Consider the following 15,984-nt stretch of genomic DNA (forward strand, 5'->3'; position numbering starts at 1 on the left):
AGTTTTCCACCCTATTCCACTTTAAGACGTTTCCGGCGTTCATAAACATCGGCAGCTTCCCTAACCAAAGCGGCATTTATTTTTGCGTTGAATTTGGATTCCATTTCTTCTGCAATTGCTAACAGTTCTTGCTTAGTAGAACGGTATGGGCGCAGGGCGTTATAGATTTCCAATAGGCGTTCGTCAGGAATGGCTACCAGTTCTGCGGCCCGACGAAGGTTATTGGCGAATTGCGTTCTACCGACACCGTCAGCAATCTCTGCCTGCAGACGAAGTGTCTCCGGGGTAATCCGTACGTCTTCGGGTTTTACAGTGCCAGAAAGAACTTTTTCTAAGGTTATTTCGTTAAGTTTTTTCCCCGTAGGGGTTTTTAACAGTTCAGGTCGCTTGGTTGCCAGCGGATAATCAAGTTCTGGGGATAGACCAGCAGCCGTAGCTTGGGACCAAGTCTGGCTGGTTGTACCAGTGGTCTGAGTTGTTTGATTCATAGACTTTAATACTTCACGAACAATATTTTCGATCATTTTATTATCTGCCATTTTCGTCACCTCCACCTAGTTAAAACTGTACTTCCAGTTCCACGGGCTTTGCGCCGGGAACAACATGTTCTGTTTCTTTAATATGAAGTACAGCAGCTTTTGCCTGATATTTAGGCCTTGCCATTTGGTCGTTTCTTGTGGGTACCGGTGTGGGGGATTCACCTTTAGCATATTTGGCCGCATTGCGTCCAATTGCCCGGTACGCTTCCAAATCTAGGAGCGGTGATTGGGAGAAAAGTTCCAGGTTGCTTAAAGGTGGTAGATCCTTTTGATGGATTACGGCTGTGCCTCTGGATTGAATGCCGATGGCAACCCCAGAGCCGCAAATTTTTGCTGCTTGATAGGCGAGGAAACCTACATCAGAAGTACCTACAATACGCACTATCCTTGGATTAATACCTTCTTCTTCGATACCGGCAATTATCTCTCGTAACACGTCACTATGGGGTATATTAACAATCGTTTTGTTTTGATATTTACCAAAGGCTGGGGCTAGGGCTACGATAACTTCATCGGATTTAGTTCCTGACCGGGCTTGGCCTTTTTCCACAAGGGTCATAGTACGGCCACCAACTGCTGCCTTGAGTGGTTTTGTTGGCGTCTTATTAACGCTAGTGCCAGAACTAGTACTGGCGATAACTTGTTCCACAATTTCGCGGATAAACTGTTCGTTTATTTGCATTTTTCTTCACCTCACCTCTCTATAATCACGCGTCTATATCGGCTGGGTTAATGGCCTGACGTATGTTCTTAATTTCCTCCCAACGTTCTTTGCTGAGGCGATAGCCAGTGCCAGGGCCTTGATAATCATTTTTATTGTTAACGGCACTGATAACATTAAATTTGTTGTCAAGAATAGCTGAAGTATGTAGGAAGTCGCCGGAAATACGTTGTTTTAGAGTACCTAATACATTTTCTGCAATATCAGTAAAGCCGTTCTTGGCCAGTGCTTTAACAATATCTAAACCAGTTATGCCACGTTTCATCATATCTTCTGCGGCTTTAATATCCTCAACTACGTTGCGCTTGATTACCTCTTTGGTACCATGGGCATAGGTAACTGCTTCGATTTCCTCATCAGTGATGGTTGGAAAACCAAGTTCTTTAAAGACTGCTTGTAATGCTCTGCCTGCTTTGTGACGGATTGCGATTACGTCTTCCTCAGAAACCGGACGCAAGCCACCGTCTACCATCAGATCCCGCTGCATAATATTCCAGTCGTCATAGTCGTCAACATCCCAGTTAGAACCGGCGAACATGTTATCGTAGTTTGGACTGGAACTATATCCCGAGCAAATGAAGTCAGTACCTGGTAAAAATTGCATTAATGTACGGGCAGTACGGCGAATATCTGAGTGGGTAAAGGTTTGATCGTTACTGGATGCTACCTCTAAATCAAGCATAGCAGCAGTAAGGTTTTCAGCTAGCACAGCGCGGATGCCAGATGGAACGGCCGCGGGTAAACCGATACAACTTACGGAGCCATTTTGGAGTCCCTGTACACCAGCACCTTTGGTCAGCATGATGCAGCGAACTTCCAAGTAGAGCATGGACTTGCCTTCGGCATATCCCATTTGAACTTCCGAACCAGTGCCTGAGGTAAAGCGCATTTTTAATCCCCGGGAGGCATAACAAGAGGCTAGGAAGGCCTTGGACCAAGGAGTATCATCACCATCCACAAAGACGTTTTCTGTACCGTAGACAGAGATGGTTTCGGCGTAAGCAGTAATACCTCGCATGCCTAGTAGTAATTCCGTAGCTTCTTCCAGTGCACACTGAATCAGTATGCCACCACGGCCAACTTGGGCGCCTACCTGCAGTGCTAAGGCGTTGAAGGGAGCATATCGAACAACGGCAACGGTTGTTTCCATTTCATCAAAACCTCTTAGGGCAGCTTCAGCTGCATCCGCAGCAATTAATACTGGGTTATCCTGGGTATTGGTGACATGGCATTGGTTTGATGGGATTTTACGGGCCCGCATTTTTTGCATGGCCATCATCATTTCAACCACATTCATGGCATTCATTACAGCAACAATTTTAGCGGCAGTGAGACCACGAGCGATTTTGACAACTTCCTGGCGGGAAACATTGACATCAACCAACATCTTGGCAATTTCCGTATTTTCCATAGCCATTGCTTTTTCTGCTATGGTCACGTCAATGGCATAATCAGCGATATACTGGTCGATAAAATCGAACTGATCCCGGGGTTTGCCGTCCATTTCAATAACTCTACCGTTTTCGATCTTAATGCTGGGTTTAGGGTCATTGGGGTTGTCCATAGCCACCAAGCCCACTTCTGGCCATTCAACTACGAAACCATCTTGGTTTACTGGACGGTTCGCCAATACCTCAAAACGTTTTTGTCTTTTCATTTTAGTTCCCCCCGTTGCTTAGATGTATGGCGTTGTGGACGAAGGAGCAGGACCGGCCATCGCCTCTAACAGTTTTTTGCCAACCTCTCTGGCTGAAATTACTGACTGTCGTACTGCCCCAGAATCACCTGTGATCATTAAGATAACTTCATTGGAGAAGCTGGTTCCTTTGGCTGGACTGGAAAACCCTACAATTTCCACGCTGGCGGTTTTCACAGCTACATCTGCCATAACCACTCCGATGGCTGCTGGTGCTCCTACGATCAGGCCAAAGGCCTTGCCAAGGGGTGCACCAAAGGCCTTGTTAATAGCTAAGCTGGCACGGGCCGTATACTGTAGTTCAAGGTGGCCAGCATCATTGGCATAGACATCACCAAAGGTACGTTCTAGTTCACCCAGTGCAACTTCAATGGCCCGGCGTGCATCAGATACTTCCTCTGCCCCAAAAAGGATCAACGAACCATGTCCGGCACCACCCTTAGTGTCACGGGGCAATTCAATGGAGATAATTTCTGTGTTGGTGGCTTTGACAGCTTCATCTGCGGCCATAATGTGCGGACCAGCACCTGTACGGGCACCGAGAATACCGATAGAACGGTATTTGGGATCTAGGTTCATTTTTTCATGTAGACCGGGATCAACATTAGCGATGACTAAACCAATGGTATCACCGATAACATTAGTGCCAACAAACTCTGTAATACCGGGTTTAGAAAATACCCTTTGGCCCTCGGACACCGATGCTCCCTGAGGTGTATTACCTGTACGTTTTTTAATTTCTTCCATGACCTTTTCTATCAACTGGTCTTGCATCTTATTGCACCTCCAAAATTATGCTATTAAACTTTAGGAAGAATTTTTTCAACATCGTTATGAGGACGTGGAATAACATGAACAGAGACAATTTCCCCCACATTTCTGGCCGCGGCTGCCCCGGCATCAGTGGCTGCTGTGATAGCACCAACATCACCTCGTACCATAATGGTTACTAAACCAGAACCAATTTTTTCATAACCGATTAGGGTAACGTTTGCTGCTTTGACCATTGCATCAGCAGCCTCAATGGCCGCCACGAGACCTTTAGTCTCCACCATACCTAAGGCATCATTCAATATTTTCTCCCCCTTTCCAATGGATATGTAACTAATTCAGACAAACTGATCCCAGTGTGTGCTGAAAATAAAAATAATATTAGTGACATTAACTTGAATATTTACCCTTTCCAAATACATTCTTTTCCTAATGTTCAGAGCTTATGCATAGAACAGAATATGTTTATTTGACTAAAATTTTGGGTTTACACCAATAATAACTGTGGATTTTATTTAGAAGGGTGTTGCTTAGATAGAGGGGGTTTTTACATTGAAAAAGGTCAATGAATATTTCATGACTCCGATCAGTATTTTGGGGATAGGGTGTTTAGAGCAAATTAAGAATTACTTTAGGTCAATGTCATTTCGTAAAGCATTAATTGTTACGGACAGAGGACTGGTTGACAGTGGGTTAATTAATAAACTCTTTTCAGTACTTGAGGATGAAGGTATTTTTTACATAATCTATAAAGATGTTTCACCGAACCCTACAGTAAGTCAGGTAGAGTCAGGTCTAAAATTATTGCAAGATAACGGTTGTGATTTTTTGATTTCCTTTGGTGGTGGCTCCCCCCATGATTGTGCCAAAGCCATTGCACTTTTGGCTACTAATGGCGGAGAAATCCGAAATTATGAAGGGCTTAACAAATTGAAAAAAGATTCTGCACCGCTTATTGCAATCAATACTACGGCTGGGACAGGCAGTGAGGTGACTCGTTTCTGCGTTATTACTGATGAAGAAAAACATAGTAAGATGACTATTAACGATTGGCATACAACACCAGTAATTGCCGTAAATGATGCAGAATTAATGACTGGGATTCCACCTGGATTGACTGCAGCTACAGGTATGGATGCACTAACCCATGCCCTAGAAGCCTATGTGTCTACCAACGCAACACCTGTAACTGACTGTAATGCGGTAAAGGCCGTTGAACTTGTTTTTAATAATTTGTGTGACGCATATAATGATGGCAGTAACTTAAAGGCCAGGGAAGGCATGGTTTACGCTGAGTTTTTAGCAGGTATGGCCTTTAATAATGCAGGACTAGGTTATGTACATGCACTGGCCCACCAGTTGGGAGGATTTTATGACTTACCTCACGGTTTATGTAATGCCGTATTATTACCTGCGGTCATGCAATACAATCTGCCGGTGGTTATCGAGAAATACGCAGAGATGGCACGGGTCCTTGGACTGGATAATGCGCAATTATTAATTGATAAGATCCGTCAATTTAATAAAGACTTAGGAATACCTTCGAAACTTCAGGATTTGCGGGGATTTAAAGTTGAAGATATCCCTAAACTAGCTGAGAATGCTCAAAAGGATTTTATAGGCTTTACCAATCCACGCCAGGGCTCACAGGAGGAACTTGAGGGAATACTTCGTTCAGTACTTTAATTATTAGTTGTCATCAGCTTTAGAATCCTTGGGAGAGGGCTTTGAGCCATAGCCTCCTAGCTCATGGCTTATGCTCCGTAAAAACAACGCCACAGTTCTCTTAGAGCTAACCAGTAGAACTGTGGCGTTGTTTTATGAGTAAAAGTATCTTTTACAATTAACCAAACATGGCAATACCTAATGGTGTAACCAGTAAAGGATGGGGGGGCACGTGTACCTCTCGGCCAAAGGCTTTGCTGAACTCTCTTTCAAAGTTTTGCAAATAAGCGGTGCCTCCGACCACATAAACTGGGTAGTTATTATATTCCTCATGCCCAATGAGCATTTTTTTTACTACCGTTGCCATTTTTTCAATTACTGGAAAGATTACGGATATGATTTTTTGATGCTGCTTCTCGTTACGCTTCAGGATTTCAGCTTCTTCAAAGGGAATGCTGTAGGCCCCAGCCAGTACCAAGGAAATATGGGTACCGCCTGTGGGTTCGTCGGCGGTAAAAACCAAATTACCATTTTTCAACACGGCAATTCCGGTAGTGCCGCCTCCGATATCCACAACAATGCCATGTTCGATATTTAGTGCTTTGGCAGCTGCCACTGGTTCATCAACTTGACATATTGGTTCTAGCCCTGCACCTGCAATCACATGTCCACAAGCTGCAGCATTACGTCCTAAAGTGCCGGGAGGTATAGCTGTTGCTCCTTTATCCAAGGTAACTCCCAGCAATTTTTCAACTTCAGATTTTAATTCTTCAACAATGGTGGTAGCTCCCCTAAAATCTACTACCAATCCGTCCTTTACTACCGAAGCCCAGCGCATACTTCCAGCCACGGGAGTTCCCTTACTATCAATAACAACCAAAACAATATCTGCAGTTCCTAGGTCTACTCCCACCTTGTAAGGACCGGGTAATTTAGCAGCTGTTTTGGTTTCTATAAGGTGGTGTAATTGGTGAATATTTGTATATGCGTCCATGATGACCCATTACCCCTGTACTAAATAGTTTGAAAGTAGTATTTACCAGTTAAAAGAAGTTTAGACAGAAAGTTAAAGGATTGTAGTGAACACAGGTTGATTGAAAAATAGTAAACTGAAGTCTTAATTTTAAATGTTGTATGCATACAAATTAGAACTAGATAGAAAATATACTTACAATGTTTTTGTGATAATTGGAATTAAACTAAAATATATGGAGGTATTCTACATGGAAAATACATCAACTATGTGTATTAATGTTTCTCAGGAGGACAAAGAGACCTTTGAAAAAATGGCTGAGTCTCAAGGAATTACACATAGGGACTTGTTTGAAAAATATCAAGAAAATTATCTGGCGAATCAAGAAGAAAATGATAGCGATACAAAGCTATATCTGGGTTATAATGCGGCTGATCCAGAGGGTAGAGAAGACGAAGGTTTTATTAATTCTAGATTAAGTTTAGGCTATTTGAGAAGATAAACCTAGTGTCCTAGCAAAAAATAACTGTCTGGCTTAGAGCCAGGCAGTTATTTTTTGCATAACCAAAGTATATACTTGTTGATATCCTGGTTATTATTGGGATTTCTACATACCTAGCGTAAAATTAGTAAAATTTCTTTTGCCTCATATGCTCCTGAACATCCATTAGGGTTTCACCAAAACGTTGGAAATGCACAACTTCTCTTTCACGAAGCCAACGTAAGACGTTAGTAACTTCTGGGTCGTCTGATAAATGAATAAGATTTTCATATACTGCCCTGGCCTTTTGTTCAGCTGCTAGGTTTTCATGTAGATCAGCGACTGGGTCACCAGTAGCCGAAACATAGGCGGCAACCCAGGGAACACCTGCAGCATTTTCCCACCAGAGTGCCCTATCATGGTCGGCATAATGGGCACCAAGGTCTGCTGCTTTTATTTGTTCTATGGAGGCTCCCTCTAATAACTTGTAGACCAGGGTAGCTACAATTTCCATATGGGCCAGTTCCTCGGTTCCGATATCGGTTAAAACCCCTTTGGCCTTATTTGTGGGCATAGAATAACGCATATTTAAATATCTAAGTGAGGCAGAAAGTTCTCCCTCGGGTCCACCATATTGAGTAATAACGTATTTTGCAAGGCGGGGATTAGGGCCACAAACCCTAACTGGTACTTCAAGCTTCTTTTCATATAGCCACATACTCACAAATCCTTTCCGTTAGTATTTAATTTCCCAGGGCCAGGGGGTTTCTACCCATCGCCAGGAGTTTCCCACATTGGCTGAAAAGCCGTAATTAATCAGTGGGCCGTACACCTGCTCATAGGCATGTTTGCACTGCATTAATTGTTGATGAATTTGATTAAATTGTGTCAGTGCTTCTTGGCAATCTGGGTGAGTGTCTAAGAAAAGGTTTAATTCAACAGCAGCAAACTCTAATTGCATTATTTGCATAAGGAGTTGGTGTTGGTGTTGAGGGATAGCATTGGCATCCAAAGTATACACCTCCAATTATTTATGGGGATAGGGGTAGGGCCTATATAGGTCCGGATAAAGGGTACCGACTTCCAGTGCTTTTCTAAGGTCAAATTGAGGGCTGCCGCAGGGCTGAATAGGGATATAGGCTTGAGCTAGGACCATACCTGGGAAGGGTATGCCAGGGCAAAAATCAGGTGCAGTTCCTGGCATGTTAGGGAAAGGAGGGTTCATTCCTGGTAAGCCCGGGTAACCCATTCCAGTCTGACCAGCCACGGGACCCATAGGTGCTGCTTGGGCCTTGGCTTGATCAATTTTTTTATTGTCCTTAGACATATACATACCTCCAAACTATCTGTGATGGTGAGTTCTTTTCATTACCACATTATGTAAAAGTCTATGTTAATGTTACAAATACAACCAAAATCAAAGGAAATAAACCTATTAGTTTTTTAAAAATTAGTAAATGCATAAAACCTTAGATAATAGCAAAGAAAAAGGGGTAAACCACATAATGTGTAAGAAGGAATTATGAAGTACATTATGGTAAAATATAGTAAGTGTTCCTGAGGAGGATTTGATATGACAAGATACCAGCAATCCCACTGGCAAAATGAAATGAGACTGACAATTGACTTTAACAACATGATGGAGGATTATATAGGCCCTGAAGAAGGGTTTAGTAAAGAACATATTGATGCACTGACAGTGAAAATTGCCAAAGCCCATCAGAGTATGACAGTGAAGAGAAACACAGGGGCAATGGACTGGAGAAAACTTCCCCTGGACCAGCAAGAAGTGGTTCGAGATATTCTGGAAACGGCCCAAGGAATACGTAGTTGGTGTGAAAATTTTATTGTGTTGGGTATTGGAGGTTCTGCCCTTGGTCCATTGGCAGTACACACTGCCCTCAATCATTTGCATTATAATGAGCTGCCTGTAGAAAAACGTGGAGGTCCCAAATTCTATGTTTTGGATAATGTAGATCCAGAACGGGTCCATGATCTCTTGGACATAATTGATCCTGCCACAACGGTTTTTAACGTCATAAGCAAATCTGGCAGCACTTCAGAGACAATGGCACAATTCATGATTGTTTATCAGATGCTTCAGGAGAAAATTGGTGACCAATATGCAAAACATGTAATTGCCACCACAGATGCAGAGAAGGGAAATTTGATAAAAATTGCTCGCCAAGAAGGCTTTAAAACCTTTATTATACCCGGAGGTGTAGGAGGGCGTTTTTCCGAACTTTCCCCGGTGGGTTTGCTTGCGGCAGCCGTATGTGGCATTGATATTAAAGAATTATTAGCTGGTGCAGCCTTTATGGAGGAAATTTGTGGAGAGGCAAATGTATACCAAAACCCAGCCTATATGTTAGGTGCTTTGCAGTACTTAGCGATGCGTAGGGGTAAAAATATTTCCGTAATGATGCCCTATACAGATTCTTTAAAGTACTTTGCCGATTGGTATGCTCAGCTTTGGGCAGAAAGTCTGGGTAAGCGTACTAGCTTAACAGGAGAAGAGGTATTTGTGGGTCAAACACCCGTTAAAGCCCTTGGAACCACCGATCAGCACTCCCAGGTACAGTTATATACGGAAGGACCCTTTGATAAAGTTGTTACCTTTTTAACAGTTGGCAGATACCGTAAGGAAATTAACATTCCCAAGGTATTTGAAGAAATACAGGGAATAGCTTTTCTAGGAGGACATACTCTTTCAGAGTTAATTACTGCAGAACAAATGGCTACAGAATATGCTCTAATGAAGGCCCAGCGCTTAAATTTTACCATTTCCTTGCCAGAAATAAATGCTTTTACAATTGGACAACTTATTCAGTTGCTGGAAATTGAAACGGCCTTTACAGGTGAACTGCTTAATATTAATGCCTTTGATCAACCTGGAGTTGAGGAGGGCAAAAATGCCACCTATGCCTTACTTGGTAGGCCTGGCTATGAAGCTAAAAAAGAAGAATTAGAGTCTCGTCCTATTAAGAAAATAGAATTTACCCTCTAGTACAAAAATTTATAGAGAATGACTCCAGTAGAATGGCGGTATGATAGGTTATAACAAATTTGAAATTGACGGAGGGAATACTATGCAGCGTCTGCCGGAACAAGATTTTTACGTTTATAAAACACCGGGTGAAGAAGTACATAAAATTTTTGTAGGAGATATGGATGGTAAACGCTTAAAGGCCTTTTCTAAATTAGAAACAGCTAACGGAAAAATCTCCTATAAAATTTTTTCTGAAGATGCCAATCAAAGGATGGAAACCCTTGTAGAAGGAGAAGGTGACGCAGGGGATTTTGAACGTGAGGTTCAGAGGATAGGTGAGCAGTACTTGCAACCCATTGGTGAGTCGTGGAGAGAAGTACAACCCAAGTACATGAAGGATTTTAACCCATTAAATCCATGCCCAAAGCATTAGAACAAGCTTAGCCTATATGTTTTACTGTTAAGGCAGTTGTTGAAAGGCAATTATTATTCTATTTAGAGATATATAAGGACCCGCAGTTATACTGCGGGTTATAGTTTTTAGTCTTGATGACATTGCAGAAATTTTAAGCATAAAATGATATATAATAATTAAAAAGCTGGAGGTTTCAAATGTGATTCCTTTAAAGGATAATATCCCTTCCAGGAGATTTCCGCTGGTTACACTAACCCTTATTATAATTAACACCTTAGTCTGGTTATTTGAACGGTCTTTGGGGCCCAGTATGGAAAATCTGATCTTTGCCTTTGGTGTTACCCCGGCGGATTTATTTCAGTATGGGTTGGTCAGCCAGCTATTTTTTATGACTACAGCAATGTTTATGCATGGTGGTTGGATGCATTTTCTGGGTAATATGCTGTACTTATGGATCTTTGGTGACAATGTAGAAGATCGCATGGGAAAGTTTCGCTTTTTGATTTTCTATCTAATCACAGGTTATATTGCAACTCTGGCCCATGTATTGTCTGATCCCACTTCAACTTCACCACTTATTGGGGCCAGTGGGGCCATTGCTGGTGTATTGGGGGGGTACTTCGTTTTGTTTCCCCATGCAAAGGTTCTAACACTTATTCCCATATTCATTTTCATTCAAATCATTCACATACCAGCGCTATACTTTTTGGGTTTTTGGTTTCTCTTACAAATTTTTAACCAAACCTTCCAAGGTGCACAGTCCGTTGCCTTTCTTGCCCATATTGGTGGCTTTGCTGCTGGGGCTTTGTTGGTCAAATTCTTTCAAAAATACAGGTATTAAATTACTAAACCCTGACGTTAAAATAAACGACAGGGTTTTATTAGCATATAGGGAGCAATTTTTTAGGTAATCTTAGATGTACCGGAGAAATTGTGGGTATGGCCATCTGCAGCACAGGGGAGTGTGCAGCCGCAAAAATCATGATAATGTTCGGTTTCAGAAACCCACACGGGGGGACCGGTGATCCCTTTAATTTGATGGTTATGCATATTTAAAAAGGAGCAGTGAGTAATATAAATTTCGTGAACATGGTCCAAATCAGAACAATTCGGTAAAATAATTTCTTGCCCTGTCACCCCTGAAAAACTATGACTATGTTTATTATCACAGGTGGTATTTCCTGTCACTAGATGATGGTGAAAGGGGCTGGGGTCAGCAACAACCACAGACATAAAGGTTTCCTCCTTCCTGGTTCATGTTATGTGTAGACTTGGCAGCAGGTTCCTGCCTTATGTCAATTTTTTTAACAGTATTCCTAAAAAAAATATGTAATTTGTTGAATATAGCAGGGTATCTGTGGAATAAAGCGAATATATTATATATATTTTGATATATATTTTTTACTAAGGAGATATAACAGTGCTAATAAGAAAGGCAAAAATATCTGATGTTGAAGATATACACAAATTAATTACTCATTATGCATCTGAGGGGCAAATGTTGGCCCGGGCACGCACATTCCTTTACGAGGGGATAAGGGAATTCTCGGTGGTAGAAATTGATAACAAAGTTGTAGCAGCAGGTTCGCTCCATGTTCTTTGGAGTGATTTGGCAGAGATAAGGGCATTGGCAGTGGCACCGGAATATATACGTCAAGGGCTAGGAAAAGCTCTGGTGGAGATATTTTTATTAGAAGCAAAAGAACTGGAATTACCAAGGGTGTTTTCCCTCACCTATAAGCCAGAGTTTTTCGCTAAGTGTGGCTTTCATTTAATAGATAAAGAGAAATTACCTCAAAAGGTTTGGAAGGAATGTGTTAACTGCCCGCAGTTTCCAAACTGTGAAGAAAGTGCTGTAGTTTTAGAACTAGAGAAAAGGGGGAGTGAGGGTGGAGTTTATTAAAAACATTAGTGAAAAGGCCAAGGATATTGGTGAAAAAGCCAAGGGAATCACAAAGAAATCTGGAGAGTTGCTGGAAGTTACTAAAACGCGCTATGAAATTAATAAATTGGAAAAGATCATGGAAAACAACATTGAGGCTATTGGAGAACTTTATTACCGTAAATTTAAGGGAGAAGAGGAATTAGCTGAGGAGATTGAAAGACTGTGCCAAAGTACTAAGGCAGTTGAACTAGATATTCAAAACTTTAGGGAGCAAATAGAAAAATTGATGCCCAAACCACCAGTGTGTCCCCAATGTAATACCCAACTACCGGAGGAAGGTAAATTTTGCCCTAACTGCGGCACAAAGGTTGTTGAATAGAGTTACCATAAATTACATACATTTGCAACAAGGATATATAACATGTATGTAGAAAAAATAACTTTGGCTTCTATCAAGTTGTAAATAAAGCATAGTGGCCACGGGGATAAGGAGAGTTATTTATGAGACATAGTTTGGCTGTTCTTGTATTAAACAAGCCTGGGGTATTAGCAAGAATTTCTGGGCTTATCAGTCGCCGGATGTTCAATATTGAGAGTATTGCTGCTGGTTATACCGAGGATCCTAATATAACTAGGATTACTCTAGTTGTTCAGGGTGATGAAAATATCCTATATCAAGTCGTAAAACAGCTTAGTAAGCTAGTGGATGTTATTAAAATTCATGAATTGGCTGTTTCTGATTCTATTAATAGAGAACTGGCTTTGATTAAGGTCAAGGCCCATGACACAAACCTACGTGCTGATATTGTTAATATTGTCGATATCTTCCGTGCCAATGTGGTTGATGTAAACAAGGAGACAATGGTCATTGAGTTAACTGGTACTGAAGAAAAAATTGATGCTCTTTGTAGTATGCTCCAGGGACATGGTATAGTTGAGATGGTGCGTACTGGGAAAATTTGTTTAGATAGGGGACCCAGCGCAGCTAAGGATGCTCCAGATAATGACCTAACATAATTTAGCTATTTTGGGGTATATATTTATTATATAGCATATAGTATAGAACAAGGGGGTCCGGTAGGTGTCACAAGCACATGTCAAACGAATTATGATTAGCCTACCCGACAGTCTGCTGGAGGAAGTGGACAACATAGTCGAGGAAGAAAGGGTCAATCGCAGTGAGTTTATTCGGGAGGCAATGAAGTTATATATTGCTGAGCGTAAGCGACGTATTTTAAGAGAACAAATGAAGAAGGGTTATTTGGAAATGGCCAAATTAAACCTGACCCTGGCCATAGAGTACCAGCGTATAGAAAATGTTTCCAGTGGTTATGAGCTGGCCAAAGCGGAGGGATAAAACTTTCATGCAAGTCCGACGGGGAGATGTTTTTTATGCTGACCTCAGCCCTGTGGTCGGATCTGAACAGGGAGGCATTAGGCCGGTATTAATTTTACAAAATGACATCGGGAATCAATATAGTCCCACTACTATTATTGCAGCTATTACTTCTCAAATCGCTAAGGCAAAGCTGCCTACCCATGTGGAAATACAGGCCAAGGTTAGTGGTCTGGAGAAGGATTCTGTGGTTCTTTTGGAACAGCTTAGAACCATTGATAAGAGCAGGCTATTTGAGAAGGTATCTTCTTTAAACGAGGATTTGATGAATAGGGTGGATCAAGCTGTTGAAATTAGTCTTGGGCTAGTGGAAATCTAACCTAGTAATTAATACACTCCAGTAAGGGGTGTATTTTTATTAGCTATTAGCCATTAGCTATTACTAAAAGGTTATCTGTAGCTAAAAGCTAAGGGCTAAAGGCTAATGACAAGAAGGAGGTTTGAAATGGTTCCTGTCATTGGCATTACCAGTTCTTATGATGAGCAAACTGGTAGGACATTTTTAGCACAGTATTACGTTGATGCTGTGGAGGCCGCTGGGGGTTTGCCCATAATTTTACCCTGTACTTTATCTGAGAGTAATGTAAGTTCATTGCTAAAGTCCATTGATGGGCTGATTTTATCCGGTGGTGTTGACGTGGACCCACTACAATTTGGCCAGGAGCCCCATCCTAATATGGGAGAGATATGCCCGGAAAGGGATAAATTTGAATTAACCTTAACACGCCAAGTCCTTGCTCAGGATTTGCCCCTGCTGGCCATTTGCCGAGGTGTTCAGGTACTCAATATAGCGGCGGGAGGTACTATCCTCCAAGATATCGAATCTAATATGCAAAGTCCAGTAAAACATAGTCAACAGGCTCCTAAATGGTATGGTACACATACCATCAACATTTCTCCCGGTAGTCGCTTGTCAGGTATTTGGGGAGAAAGGATTGTGGTCAATTCCTACCATCATCAAGCTGTTGGCATCCTCGGAGAAGGCTTTGTTGTCAATGCCCGGTCGACGGACGGCGTTGTGGAAGGTATTGAGAGTATAACTAATTCATTTGTTCTAGGAGTCCAGTGCCATCCAGAATGTATGTGGCATAAGGATGAACGTATTTTTGAATTGTTTAAAAGATTTGTGCAAGCAGCTAAGATAGCTAACTAATTAAGGAGTGAAGTATGATTTATGCTGGCCATTATTAATGGAACTGTGTATACCATGAACGGTCCCGCTATATCAAAGGGTACTGTCCTAGTAAGTGAAGGGAAAATTGTGCAGGTAGGAGAAGATGTAGCCTTGCCTGAGCAAGTGGAAATCATTGATGCTGCAGGAAAGTATGTCATGCCAGGCCTAATTGATGCACACACCCATGTAGGAATAATGGAAGAAACTTATCGTATAGAGGGTGATGACACCAATGAAACGGCAGACCCTATAACTCCCCATTTGAGGGCCATTGATGCAATAAACCCTGCAGACTTAGGTTTTAAGGATGCATTGGCAGGTGGTGTTACCACAATAGTTACTGGGCCTGGTAGTGCCAATATCATAGGTGGCGAAATGGTTATTATGAAAACTGCAGGTACAGTGGTAGATGAGATGATTTTGCGGTTTCCAGCTGGACTAAAATGTGCTCTGGGCGAAAACCCCAAGCGAGTGTACGGAAATAAAAATAAGATGCCTGTTACCCGGATGGCATCAGCAGCTCTACTACGGGAGACCTTGGTGGCAGCTAAAACCTACTTGGAAAAAATAGCCAAGGCGGCAAAGGATGACGCAGTAGCCCCGGAACGCAATTTGAAGCTAGAAGCTGTTGGTCGGGTTCTAAATGGAGAAATTCCTTTGCGAGTTCATGCCCATCGGGCCGATGACATTATGACAGCTATTCGTATCGCCAAAGAATTTAATATAGAATTGATAATAGAGCACTGCACGGAAGGACATTTGATTGCTCCTTGGTTAGCAGCAGCTGGTGTCAAGGCTGTTGTGGGACCGATTATTAGTAACCGGGCAAAGGTAGAATTGATGAACAGAAGTTTGGAAACAGCCATGACTATGTATCAAAAGGGGATACCCTTTGCCATTATGACAGATCACCCTGTTGTACCTGTCAATTTACTTAGTCTATCCACAAGTCTAGCTGTCAAAGGGGGGCTGCCAGAAGAAGAAGCCCTGAAAGCCATAACCATTAATGCAGCTAGATTATTGAACATTGATGCTCAAGTAGGGTCCCTTGAAGTGGGCAAAGATGCGGATATAATTATTATCGACAGACCAATATTCGACCCAAATCATCAGGTCGAAAAGGTTTTTGTAAATGGCTGCCTAGTGATGGGGTAATAGGAAAAATTTCCTATAAAAAATTTATTTTAAAGAAGGATTTATCCAACTCCCGTCGAAACATTAGTGAAAATGGTAATATGTACCTAATATGGAATAATGTCACAAAATGTCGGGAGGAGTA

At 41.9% G+C, this 15,984-nt stretch carries 21 protein-coding genes and 1 pseudogene; 12 read left to right on the top strand and 10 right to left on the bottom strand.

What is annotated here, in order from left to right:
* Positions 1-11 precede the first annotated feature (11 nt).
* From ACYQ03_RS04830 to pduA, 5 genes are read right to left on the bottom strand one after another with little or no spacing between them, the layout of a single operon-like run.
* A complete protein-coding gene (locus ACYQ03_RS04830) occupies positions 12-539 on the bottom strand; it encodes a diol dehydratase small subunit (RefSeq protein ID WP_459908030.1) in 528 nt (175 codons plus the stop codon).
* 19 nt (positions 540-558) lie between these two features.
* The gene (locus ACYQ03_RS04835) at positions 559-1,221 is read right to left on the bottom strand and encodes a propanediol/glycerol family dehydratase medium subunit (protein ID WP_459908031.1); all 663 of its coding nucleotides are present in this window, start codon (positions 1,219-1,221) and stop codon (positions 559-561) included.
* A 25-nt stretch (positions 1,222-1,246) separates the two neighbouring features.
* Positions 1,247-2,917 carry a propanediol/glycerol family dehydratase large subunit gene (locus ACYQ03_RS04840; RefSeq protein WP_459908032.1) on the bottom strand — a complete coding sequence of 557 codons (1,671 nt, stop codon included), beginning with the start codon at positions 2,915-2,917 and terminating at the stop codon, positions 1,247-1,249.
* Between the two features lie 18 nt (positions 2,918-2,935).
* A complete protein-coding gene (gene pduB / locus ACYQ03_RS04845; RefSeq protein WP_459908034.1) occupies positions 2,936-3,730 on the bottom strand; it encodes a propanediol utilization microcompartment protein PduB in 795 nt (264 codons plus the stop codon).
* A 26-nt stretch (positions 3,731-3,756) separates the two neighbouring features.
* The gene (gene pduA, locus ACYQ03_RS04850) at positions 3,757-4,032 is read right to left on the bottom strand and encodes a propanediol utilization microcompartment protein PduA (protein WP_459908759.1); all 276 of its coding nucleotides are present in this window, start codon (positions 4,030-4,032) and stop codon (positions 3,757-3,759) included.
* Between the two features lie 271 nt (positions 4,033-4,303).
* On the opposite strand from pduA, the gene ACYQ03_RS04855 reads away from it, so the two are divergent.
* The gene (locus ACYQ03_RS04855) at positions 4,304-5,413 is read left to right on the top strand and encodes an iron-containing alcohol dehydrogenase (RefSeq protein WP_459908761.1); all 1,110 of its coding nucleotides are present in this window, start codon (positions 4,304-4,306) and stop codon (positions 5,411-5,413) included.
* A gap of 157 nt (positions 5,414-5,570) precedes the next feature.
* Here ACYQ03_RS04855 and eutJ read toward each other — a convergent pair whose 3' ends face one another.
* Positions 5,571-6,386: an ethanolamine utilization protein EutJ gene (eutJ, locus tag ACYQ03_RS04860; protein WP_459908035.1), complete on the bottom strand. Its 816-nt coding sequence runs from the start codon at positions 6,384-6,386 to the stop codon at positions 5,571-5,573.
* 229 nt (positions 6,387-6,615) lie between these two features.
* On the opposite strand from eutJ, the gene ACYQ03_RS04865 reads away from it, so the two are divergent.
* Positions 6,616-6,867 carry a hypothetical protein gene (locus tag ACYQ03_RS04865; RefSeq protein ID WP_459908037.1) on the top strand — a complete coding sequence of 84 codons (252 nt, stop codon included), beginning with the start codon at positions 6,616-6,618 and terminating at the stop codon, positions 6,865-6,867.
* 124 nt (positions 6,868-6,991) lie between these two features.
* On the opposite strand, the gene ACYQ03_RS04870 is transcribed toward ACYQ03_RS04865, so the two are convergent.
* Genes ACYQ03_RS04870 through ACYQ03_RS04880 form a run of 3 tightly spaced genes read right to left on the bottom strand, consistent with a single transcriptional unit; the run spans position 6,992 to position 8,173 of the window.
* Complete coding sequence (locus ACYQ03_RS04870; protein ID WP_459908038.1) at positions 6,992-7,564, bottom strand: manganese catalase family protein; 573 nt, start codon at positions 7,562-7,564, stop codon at positions 6,992-6,994.
* 18 nt (positions 7,565-7,582) lie between these two features.
* Entirely contained in the window at positions 7,583-7,816 is a 234-nt protein-coding gene (locus ACYQ03_RS04875; RefSeq protein ID WP_459908763.1) for a spore coat protein CotJB, read from the bottom strand.
* Between the two features lie 57 nt (positions 7,817-7,873).
* Complete coding sequence (locus tag ACYQ03_RS04880; protein ID WP_459908039.1) at positions 7,874-8,173, bottom strand: spore coat associated protein CotJA; 300 nt, start codon at positions 8,171-8,173, stop codon at positions 7,874-7,876.
* A gap of 246 nt (positions 8,174-8,419) precedes the next feature.
* Here ACYQ03_RS04880 and ACYQ03_RS04885 point away from each other — a divergent pair, with 246 nt between their 5' ends.
* The 3 genes from ACYQ03_RS04885 (at position 8,420) to ACYQ03_RS04895 (ending at position 11,091) form a co-directional block, all read left to right on the top strand.
* Entirely contained in the window at positions 8,420-9,853 is a 1,434-nt protein-coding gene (locus ACYQ03_RS04885; protein WP_459908041.1) for a glucose-6-phosphate isomerase, read from the top strand.
* Positions 9,854-9,935: 82 nt separating this feature from the next.
* The gene (locus tag ACYQ03_RS04890) at positions 9,936-10,268 is read left to right on the top strand and encodes a hypothetical protein (protein ID WP_459908042.1); all 333 of its coding nucleotides are present in this window, start codon (positions 9,936-9,938) and stop codon (positions 10,266-10,268) included.
* A 181-nt stretch (positions 10,269-10,449) separates the two neighbouring features.
* Positions 10,450-11,091 (top strand): rhomboid family intramembrane serine protease, encoded by a 642-nt coding sequence (locus ACYQ03_RS04895; protein ID WP_459908043.1) that lies wholly within the window; start codon positions 10,450-10,452, stop codon positions 11,089-11,091.
* Positions 11,092-11,153: 62 nt separating this feature from the next.
* Here the strand turns inward: ACYQ03_RS04895 and ACYQ03_RS04900 are convergent, their stop codons facing one another.
* The gene (locus tag ACYQ03_RS04900; RefSeq protein ID WP_459908044.1) at positions 11,154-11,483 is read right to left on the bottom strand and encodes a YmaF family protein; all 330 of its coding nucleotides are present in this window, start codon (positions 11,481-11,483) and stop codon (positions 11,154-11,156) included.
* Positions 11,484-11,670: 187 nt separating this feature from the next.
* Here ACYQ03_RS04900 and ACYQ03_RS04905 point away from each other — a divergent pair, with 187 nt between their 5' ends.
* The 7 genes and pseudogenes from ACYQ03_RS04905 to ACYQ03_RS04935 all read left to right on the top strand — a co-directional run bounded on the left by ACYQ03_RS04905 (position 11,671) and on the right by ACYQ03_RS04935 (position 15,860).
* Positions 11,671-12,153 (top strand): N-acetyltransferase, encoded by a 483-nt coding sequence (locus ACYQ03_RS04905; protein WP_459908045.1) that lies wholly within the window; start codon positions 11,671-11,673, stop codon positions 12,151-12,153.
* The gene (locus tag ACYQ03_RS04910) at positions 12,140-12,514 is read left to right on the top strand and encodes a zinc-ribbon domain-containing protein (RefSeq protein ID WP_459908046.1); all 375 of its coding nucleotides are present in this window, start codon (positions 12,140-12,142) and stop codon (positions 12,512-12,514) included. The genes ACYQ03_RS04905 and ACYQ03_RS04910 overlap by 14 nt, the downstream gene beginning before the upstream one ends.
* 122 nt (positions 12,515-12,636) lie before the next feature.
* Positions 12,637-13,152: an acetolactate synthase small subunit gene (gene ilvN / locus ACYQ03_RS04915; RefSeq protein ID WP_459908047.1), complete on the top strand. Its 516-nt coding sequence runs from the start codon at positions 12,637-12,639 to the stop codon at positions 13,150-13,152.
* Between the two features lie 64 nt (positions 13,153-13,216).
* Complete coding sequence (locus ACYQ03_RS04920; RefSeq protein WP_459908048.1) at positions 13,217-13,492, top strand: CopG family ribbon-helix-helix protein; 276 nt, start codon at positions 13,217-13,219, stop codon at positions 13,490-13,492.
* Positions 13,493-13,499: 7 nt separating this feature from the next.
* Positions 13,500-13,850 (top strand): type II toxin-antitoxin system PemK/MazF family toxin, encoded by a 351-nt coding sequence (locus ACYQ03_RS04925; RefSeq protein WP_459908050.1) that lies wholly within the window; start codon positions 13,500-13,502, stop codon positions 13,848-13,850.
* 192 nt (positions 13,851-14,042) lie between these two features.
* Positions 14,043-14,684: pseudogene (locus ACYQ03_RS04930) on the top strand (gamma-glutamyl-gamma-aminobutyrate hydrolase family protein); the annotation flags it as partial.
* Between the two features lie 21 nt (positions 14,685-14,705).
* Positions 14,706-15,860, top strand: coding sequence for an amidohydrolase (locus ACYQ03_RS04935; protein ID WP_459908052.1), 1,155 nt, complete (start codon positions 14,706-14,708; stop codon positions 15,858-15,860).
* Positions 15,861-15,984: the final 124 nt, after the last annotated feature.

The sequence above is a fragment of the Desulfotomaculum defluvii genome (genome assembly GCF_054657375.1).